The following is a 7376-nucleotide window of genomic DNA, read 5'->3' as shown; positions in this document are numbered from 1 at the left end:
CTCGTCAGGCTCATAACCTGAAGGTCGTAGGTTCAAATCCTACCCCCGCAACCAATAAAAACAGGGCCTTAGCCGATAACCCGGCAAGGCCCTTTTTCGTTACCTCAACACCACCTCAACATTTCCGCTGCAACTCAGGACTCGCACCGTCGCTGTGGAGTGCGTCGCAAAACGAGTTGCTCTTTTCCACTGGTGCTCTAAGACCGGCCTCTACAACAAAAGAGGGGACGGTGGATGCCGGAAGACCAGGGTTCGAGCACAGAAACGACCGGCCATCTCAAGCCGGAAGAGAAGGTGCGCCAGCACGTTCTCAAGGAACTTATCCGCTTGGGATGGCGAGAAAACCAGCTGCAATGGAAGCCCGAGTGGGCGGTGCCGGCGACCGGCGGGCGCTGGTCCTCGAACACCGTGGTGCGCGTCCTGCCGCCGAACCATTTGTGCGAGGCGCCCGCCTTCCAGCCGTAGAGGATCGGCTCGTGCCGCCACTGGTAGTCCGAGCGCCCGAGCACGAGGCTGGGCTTCACCCAGACCAGGCACCCCGACAGCTTGAAGCCGGCGTCCTTGAACGCGGCCCGGAAATTCTGTCCCTCGGTGTCCGCATGCGCCACGTAGATCGGAGCGCCACGCTTCATCACCGCCGCGGCGGCGCCGAAGGCCTCGGTCAGGAAGCGGCGGAAGTCGCCCGACTCCATGTGGTCGTTGGCGATCTTCCCGGCCGCGCCCTCGTAGTTCACGTTGTAGGGCGGGTCCGTCCAGCACGCGTCGACCGGCTCCGAGCCGCAGAGCGTTGCCATGTCCGCCTTGGACGTCGAGTCCCCGCACATCACCCGATGCTTGCCGAGCTGCCAGACCCAGCCCCGCTGGCTCAACGGCCGCGCCGGCGCCTCCGGAACGTGGTCCGGATCGCCCAGCGGCGGCAGCTCACCCTCGTCGTCGAGCCCACCGAGCAGCTCCTCGAGCTCGGTCTCGGAGAACCCGACGATGTCGAGATCGAAGGCATCGTCCCGGAGCGCCGCCAGCTCGCGCCCCAGCAGCTCCTCGTCCCAGCCCGCGTTCTCCGCGATCTTGTTGTCCGCGATCACCAGCGCCCGGCGCTGCGTCGGGGTCAGGTGGTCGAGCACGATCACCGGCACCCTGTCGAGCCCGAGACGCTCGGCTGCCAGGAGACGGCCGTGCCCCGCGATGATCACCCGGTCGGAGCCGACCAGGATCGGATTCGTGAACCCGAACTCGGCGATCGAGGCGGCGATCTGCGCGACTTGCCACTCGGGGTGCGTCCGCGCGTTGCCCGCGTAAGGCGCGAGCGCGCTGACCGCCATCATCTCGACCTGCAAAAGCCAACTCCTGCCCTAGCGGCCACCGGCCTCCCGGGAGGGGAAGCCAGGCGACCTACCGGCGGCGTCCCCGCCGGGTCTGCATCGATCTGGTTGCGGCGGCGGGAATCGAACCCGCGTGGTCCGGGATATGAGCCCGGGGAGGAACCAGCACCCTCGCCGCGTCAACTTGTGCCCCCGCCGCGGCGCGCAAGAAAAAGGCCGGGGCGAGAAAGCCCCGGCCAGTCAGCCCCGCGTCACCGCACGAAGAACGAATGCGAACCCGCGAACCCAAAGGTGCGAACCTATGGCGCGAACCCGAAAAAATCCTTTGCCACTAGAGCTTTAGCGCGCAAAGCCCCCCCGCATACGCTCGCCGCCCGAGAAGGACCCGAAACGGGAGCGGCACCGGGGAGGGGGCGCCAGCTCTCGTGAGCATACTCAGAATCTGCCCGATCTAGCCGCGTTTTGTCGCGCCAAAAGTTCGACGGATCGGGCCGTCACAACAGCGTCTTGGCATCGTCCCGCGCCGCTTCAGCAACACGCTCTTCCGCCACTATCTTCTTGGGGGTCGGGGCCGGCTTCCTTTTCGCGTTATGGTTCAATCGCTTAGCAATCGTGACCAGCGCCGCTGCCCAACGCCGCCACGCGGTCTGCCGGACGCATCCCGTGCGGATGGCGATCTGCCGCCAACGCTTGCCCTCGGCCCGCAGCCACACGATCCGCGCATCGTCGGGGCCGAGCCAGCTCAACCACTCGAGGCATTCCTCCATCTGCTTGATGGCGGCAGGGCTCGGGACCACGCGCAGGCGCGTCTTGTTGTAGCCATAGGACTGCCCGGGGTCGTGGGCATATTCCGGCCAGGCCGATGAGTAGCCGCGCGGCGTCGAGCCCGGCGGATCGGGCAGACGCGCCAGTGTGCGCGCCGCCTCTTCGAAGCGATCCTCGAGATCGGATGGAGTGATGGTGCCGGTCATGCCCCTACGTCCTTTCGCTTGTCTTCGTTCGCGACGCGGTCCTGAGCAGCCAGCCATTCCGACGCCATTCGATGTTGAAACCGCCGGGCCGCGAGCACCGGCCCGATCGGCTCGAGCAGATGGCCCGGCGTGGGCGCGAAGGCGTTGGGCCGGCGCCGCCATTCCTGGCAGGCGGCCGCGATGATGTCGGCCGGCACCGCCGCAAGGTCCGTCAGCCAGTCGCGCGCGACCGACGCCCGTTCGCTGGTGGACATGGCGCGCGTGGGGTAGTGCGAGAGCAGCCCGAGCATCGCGTCCCGGATCTCAAGCGCCGTCGCGGGAATGAGGGAGGTGGACAGCGCCGCCTCGATCTCCACCAGCAACGCCCGCGATTCCGGATTCAGGGGCCGCGTCCGTTCGTGGTGAGGCACCCGTATCAAGTCCTGCAAGAGCCGCATCGAAGGCGCGCTCCCATAGGCCGGTAGCGGATTCCTTGCGGTAGGCGGGTCGAGAGGGTCGAATGCCGGTTTTCCCATCAGCTCGCGCCTCCGGGCGCTGGGGGGTAGGGGGGAAAGGTTCTCTGGATGGTTCTAAGGACGGTTCAAGGGGTGCACCGCGTGCACCCTGGGGGTGCACGTCATGCGCCCTGCTGGCGCACGGTGTGCACCCTGCACCGGGGTGCACCAGATGCACCCCGATTGTGTCCGGGTCCAGGAGGCCCGCCAGATGTAGCTGCTCAAGCACCGGGTGTTCGTCGACCGATGCGGGCCGTTTCCGGCCTTCCCAGCCCACGAGAATGAACGCGCTCGAGCGCTGCGAGCCGTTGTCGCGACGGCGCCGGAACTGCAGGACAAGGCCGCGCTCCTCGAGCGCCTGCAGGGCATACTGCACCTTGCGCTTCGAGCAGCGGCACTTCTCCATCAGGGTCGACTGCTTGGCCCACAGCACGCCCCAGTCGTCGGCTTGGTCGGCCAGCGTCACGAGCAGAAAGGCCTCGTAGGGGTCGGTGACCTCCGCGACCTTGTAAGCCCATGAAATCGCGTGAACACTCATCAGCCCTGCCTCGAGTGCCGAGGCAAGAACGCCATGGCGGTTGCCGTGGCGGGATGGCACGCGGTGGCGGTCGCCGCCGCGCCACCGCGCCGTTGCCGCGATGTTCCGGCGGCGCGCATCACGGCACCGAGGCGAGCCTGGTGCGGAATCCGTTGGCCGCCAGCGCGGCCAGCGTGTCGTCGGGAGAGCGCACGAGCGCCCAGCCATGGCCCTGCGCGAGCACATCATCGCGGAAGGCCTCCTGCGCCGCCGAGAGCGACCCGCGTGGCGCCTTGACCTCGAGGAACAGGACGCGCCCGCCCGCGAGCACGATCACGTCCGAGAAGCCGGGATGGATGCCCATGCCCACCGCGATCGCCTGGCGCCGGCGCGCCTCGTCCCCGCCACTACGCTCCTCGTTGCGCGAGTGATGGACGATGGCGCCGCGCGGCAGCACCACACGCAACAGCTCGACGATCGCACGCTGGATATCCGCCTCGGGATTCCGCCGCCGGCGTGCTGGGCCGCTCACGGGAACAGCTCCGTCTGCCGGTGGTCGAGGTGCCGGTCCATGAAGCGGAAGGCCGGCTCCGCGCCGGTCCAATCCCGATCCCAGATGAACCAGGCATTGCGCTGCGGCGGGCTTCCCTCGCCGGTGAAATCCAACTTCCAGCGCATCAGGTAGCAGTAGGAGAACGGGTGCGCGTCGAGCAGGGCCCCGAGCCCGTTGGCGCGCGCGGCCGGCCAATCCCAGGAGAGCAGCAAAGCGCAATAGCGCCAGCCGGGCATGTTGAGCGTATGGCGCAGCCAGCGGCCGCGCCCGTCCCGGGCATTGATCTCGCAATAGGGCGGGTTTGTGATGATCGCCGGCGCCAAGGCACAGCGGCAGTCGTAGAAGCTCCGGACCTCGACACCCGGGCAACCGTGGTCGGCGACATCCGAGACAGCGCAGGGAAGGCCGAAGGACTCGATCTCGCGGGAGAGGTGCCCGTAGCCCGCGGCGGGCTCCCAGACGGCGCCCAGCGCCCGGATGCGCTCGCCATCGAGCGCCAGCAGGCCACGAATGGCCTCGGGCTCGCCGGTGGGATACAGGTCGAAGTCGCGGCGCTCCTCGAACGGCGCGCGCGCGGCGGTAACGTGCTCGTCGCCCATCACCCGCAACAGCGCAGGCGGCGCCTCGGGCACCGCGCTGCCCGCGATGGCGCGAAGCAGGGACTTGGCGGAGCGCGTCGCCTTCATCGTGGCGCGTCGCCCGGATCCACCAGCGACCTGAGCTCGCTCGCTTCCTCGACCTCGCGCTCGTCGTCGGAATAAACGATCACGATGTAGGCCGCGGCCCGAATGTCGGCGTCCGTGTGGTGCGCCAGGTCGGCCAGCACACCGCGCGCCGCCTGCAGGGCATTCCAGCGCCGGTCCGGGCACCACCGTCCCTCCCGCGCCGCGTCCTGGTTGCCGATGGCCCGGCGCAGCTGCTCGGCTGTGTGGATCGTCCCTTCCGAGAGCAGTCCGCCATTGCCGTCGACCCAGACGCCGCCAACCAGGCGGCCGCGATCATCGCGGATGACGCGCTCGACCAGATCCTGGGTGAGCGCGAGCACGTCGTCGCCGATGGTCGAATCCGGCGCGCTCACGCTGCCGTCAGCTCGGCAAGAGCTGCCTCCCGCGCCGCGTTGAGCTCGGCCATGGCCTCGTGCGACCCGCCCGGCGCATCGGGATGGCGCTGGCGAGCAAGCGCACGGTAGACATTCTCGACGTCCGCTCGGCTCGGCGCCGTCCCTTCCGGCCAGCCGTAGACTGCCCGCCAAGACCGCTGCGGCGAGGGCCGGTCCTCCGGCGGCGGCGGCAGCGCCGCGAAGCCGCGGAACGTAGCGCGCACGATGTGCAGCCCGCCATAGCGCAGCTCCTGCCTGCGCCCCTCGAGGATCTGGTAGATGGCCCGAACATTGGCCTCGACCTCGGGGAATCGGTCGACGGCGATGCAGCGCTGGGCGCCGTCCCAATCGAAGTAAACCGCGACGCCGGGGTCCGATGGCTTCGCCGCGCCGAGCGTCACGTTCGACGAAATCACCACGTTCACGACCGGCAGGCCGCTGTCGTTCCCGAACAGGCGAAGCGCGTCCTGCAGGTCGGACACGGCGCGGTTGAGGCTGACCCGGAAGGGCGATCGCGCCCGCTTTGTGGAGCGGGGCAGGTCGAGCGGCCAGGCGAGGGGATATGCAATGGGCGCGGTCATTCTGAATTTGCTCCGACTGGAATTCGTTCCTGCGCCGACCGAGGCGGCCTTCAGCAGCGGCCTCATCGCAGCACCGCGCCGACCAGGAGCACGCCCAAGAGGATCCAGAACGCGGCGGACGACGTCAGGATCAGCACCATCCAGAATCGGAGTGCCTTGCTCTGCCGCCGGCTAAACTCGGAATTCAGCTGCTCAAGCCGATTGATGATCCGCGCGCGTTGCAGGTTCTGCACGGCCCGGAAGTCATCGTCCGTACCGAACTTGATCAGCGTCTCGCACGCCGCACGGATGGTGGCCGCATCGTGCAGGTCCGGGTGCTCGACGATCTCGCGCGCCCGCGCGATGCCGATGTAGGGGAAGTCCAGCACGGTGCCCATCACCGGCCTCCCGCGCGCCGCGCCGCGCGATCTTCCTGCGAGCGAAGCCAGTCCCGCACCGCGCCGCGGCGGTAGAGCACCCTGCGCCCGACGCGGACGCAGGGCGGGCCGACGCGGCGCGTCTCCCAGCGCGAGAGGGTGTCGACGGAAATGCTCAGCTCGGCCGCGAGCGCATCCCGGCTCATCCAGTCCCCAAGCAGGTCGGCGCCGGTCCTGTCGTCATCCGCGGCAATCGCTTCGCTCATATCGTCCTCCGATCAGGCGACCCCGGACGGGGGCCGATTTCCGACCAGGACGATGCGAGGCGGTGGCGGATGGCGCGAAGGCAGGCGGTGGCGTGGGCCGAGGCCAAGCCACGCCACCCTCGCCGGCACCCCGACCAAAGGACTCCACTTTAGGGAGAGCCAAGCGCTAGATTGCTCGCCCTGAGATCAACCATGAGGCGAATCCGCAGAGAGGCGGGCAAGATGGGGCAGACGATATGGCATTACCTCCAAGGGTGTTATTCACCCTGCTTGAAGTCGCGGCGCGATGGGGCTGCACGACGACCGACATCGCCGAATGGGCGGCCTTAGAGCGGCTGGAGCTCCTCACCAGCGTTCCTCTCGTCCAAGCAGGAGACGCGCCCATAGTGGGTCTCGTCGCCCTGCACGCAGCCGACCTCATGCCGATGTTTCGTCGCGACGGCTCCGGCCCGCCCGAGGTGCGCGTCCACCGCTTGAGACCGCAGAATCAGGATCAGTGGGTCTTCATCACCACGCCCGCCAAGGGCGTCAGGGTGGCCAAGGCCGATCTACTCATCAGCGCCACCGAAATGACTCGCTTCGAGGAGGAAAACGAATTGGTACGTCGCCCGTCCAGCCAGCCGGCCGCCTACAAGTACGATTGGGACGCAATGTACGTCGCCGTCATCAAGCGCAACCGGCGTTCTCGGTTTCACCCCGTCCCGGTGCCGTCCGGTGCCGCTGGATGCGGTTCAATGCGGACGGGAATATGCGTGAATCTCAGCGGGTTAGGCCATAAGGCCCCGAAGACACGGGGTTTTCAGGGATGGCAGGATTCAGGCTCATAACCTGAAGGTCGTAGGTTCAAATCCTACCCCCGCAACCAAATTACACAACATTATCAATGCACTACGCGCTTCGGCGCGTGGGGTACTCTTGTACCTCCGATCCAGGATAACAATTGGTCAACAAAACGGCCGAAACTGCGACGGTGGTGCTGTTGCTGTGACCCCCATCTTTCACCCAGCTGAGCCGGCCGAATGTTGGATCAGGTAACGCTTTCCGGCCCCTTTTGCCTCTATCCCGGCGAAGATTTTGACCCGCTCCGCCTCCGAGAGCTCATTCAGCCATTCGTCGAGGCTGGCGGCGATCGCGGTTCGTCGGGCCTTTTCCTCGCGCTCAATGTCACGCCCGCGCCGCCGTCGCCCGCTGGGTCGCCGACTACAACCACCGCAGGCCGC

Annotated in this window: 11 protein-coding genes and 2 tRNA genes; 1 reads left to right on the top strand and 12 read right to left on the bottom strand. The window is 67.5% G+C overall.

Features of this window, described 5'->3' with window-relative positions; translation table 11 throughout:
- Window positions 1-197 precede the first annotated feature (197 nt).
- From V7050_RS16060 to V7050_RS16015, 11 genes are all read right to left on the bottom strand, one after another.
- Window positions 198-1334: a DNA methyltransferase gene (locus V7050_RS16060; protein ID WP_324369570.1), complete on the bottom strand. Its 1137-nt coding sequence runs from the start codon at window positions 1332-1334 to the stop codon at window positions 198-200.
- 90 nt (window positions 1335-1424) lie between these two features.
- Window positions 1425-1498: transfer RNA gene (locus V7050_RS16055), tRNA-Met, on the bottom strand.
- 315 nt (window positions 1499-1813) lie between these two features.
- Entirely contained in the window at window positions 1814-2290 is a 477-nt protein-coding gene (locus V7050_RS16050; RefSeq protein ID WP_324369572.1) for a DUF6362 family protein, read from the bottom strand.
- Window positions 2287-2652, bottom strand: a complete 366-nt coding sequence (locus tag V7050_RS16045; RefSeq protein WP_324410825.1) for a DUF6545 domain-containing protein — start codon at window positions 2650-2652, stop codon at window positions 2287-2289. The genes V7050_RS16050 and V7050_RS16045 overlap by 4 nt, the downstream gene beginning before the upstream one ends.
- The gene (locus tag V7050_RS21085; RefSeq protein WP_442885705.1) at window positions 2594-3322 is read right to left on the bottom strand and encodes a helix-turn-helix domain-containing protein; all 729 of its coding nucleotides are present in this window, start codon (window positions 3320-3322) and stop codon (window positions 2594-2596) included. The genes V7050_RS16045 and V7050_RS21085 overlap by 59 nt, the downstream gene beginning before the upstream one ends.
- A gap of 118 nt (window positions 3323-3440) precedes the next feature.
- Window positions 3441-3833, bottom strand: a complete 393-nt coding sequence (locus V7050_RS16040) for a VRR-NUC domain-containing protein (protein WP_324369575.1) — start codon at window positions 3831-3833, stop codon at window positions 3441-3443.
- Window positions 3830-4540, bottom strand: coding sequence for a hypothetical protein (locus V7050_RS16035; protein WP_324369577.1), 711 nt, complete (start codon window positions 4538-4540; stop codon window positions 3830-3832). Before V7050_RS16035 ends, V7050_RS16040 begins: the two co-directional genes overlap by 4 nt.
- Entirely contained in the window at window positions 4537-4932 is a 396-nt protein-coding gene (locus V7050_RS16030; RefSeq protein WP_324369579.1) for a hypothetical protein, read from the bottom strand. Before V7050_RS16030 ends, V7050_RS16035 begins: the two co-directional genes overlap by 4 nt.
- The gene (locus V7050_RS16025; protein ID WP_324369581.1) at window positions 4929-5534 is read right to left on the bottom strand and encodes a hypothetical protein; all 606 of its coding nucleotides are present in this window, start codon (window positions 5532-5534) and stop codon (window positions 4929-4931) included. The genes V7050_RS16030 and V7050_RS16025 overlap by 4 nt, the downstream gene beginning before the upstream one ends.
- Before the next feature lie 62 nt (window positions 5535-5596).
- A complete protein-coding gene (locus V7050_RS16020) occupies window positions 5597-5911 on the bottom strand; it encodes a hypothetical protein (RefSeq protein ID WP_324369583.1) in 315 nt (104 codons plus the stop codon).
- A complete protein-coding gene (locus V7050_RS16015; protein ID WP_324369585.1) occupies window positions 5911-6156 on the bottom strand; it encodes a helix-turn-helix transcriptional regulator in 246 nt (81 codons plus the stop codon). Before V7050_RS16015 ends, V7050_RS16020 begins: the two co-directional genes overlap by 1 nt.
- Before the next feature lie 789 nt (window positions 6157-6945).
- Here V7050_RS16015 and V7050_RS16010 point away from each other — a divergent pair.
- A tRNA-Met gene (locus V7050_RS16010) sits at window positions 6946-7021 on the top strand.
- A gap of 133 nt (window positions 7022-7154) precedes the next feature.
- On the opposite strand, the gene V7050_RS16005 is transcribed toward V7050_RS16010, so the two are convergent.
- On the bottom strand, window positions 7155-7376 hold a 222-nt coding region (locus tag V7050_RS16005), incomplete at its 5' end, for a hypothetical protein (RefSeq protein ID WP_324369587.1).

Origin of the sequence: Amaricoccus sp. (assembly GCF_036846665.1) — a bacterium.
GTDB lineage: Bacteria > Pseudomonadota > Alphaproteobacteria > Rhodobacterales > Rhodobacteraceae > Amaricoccus.
The sequence above is the reverse complement of the archived record's forward strand: the minus strand, read 5'-3'. Positions and strand labels throughout refer to the sequence as shown.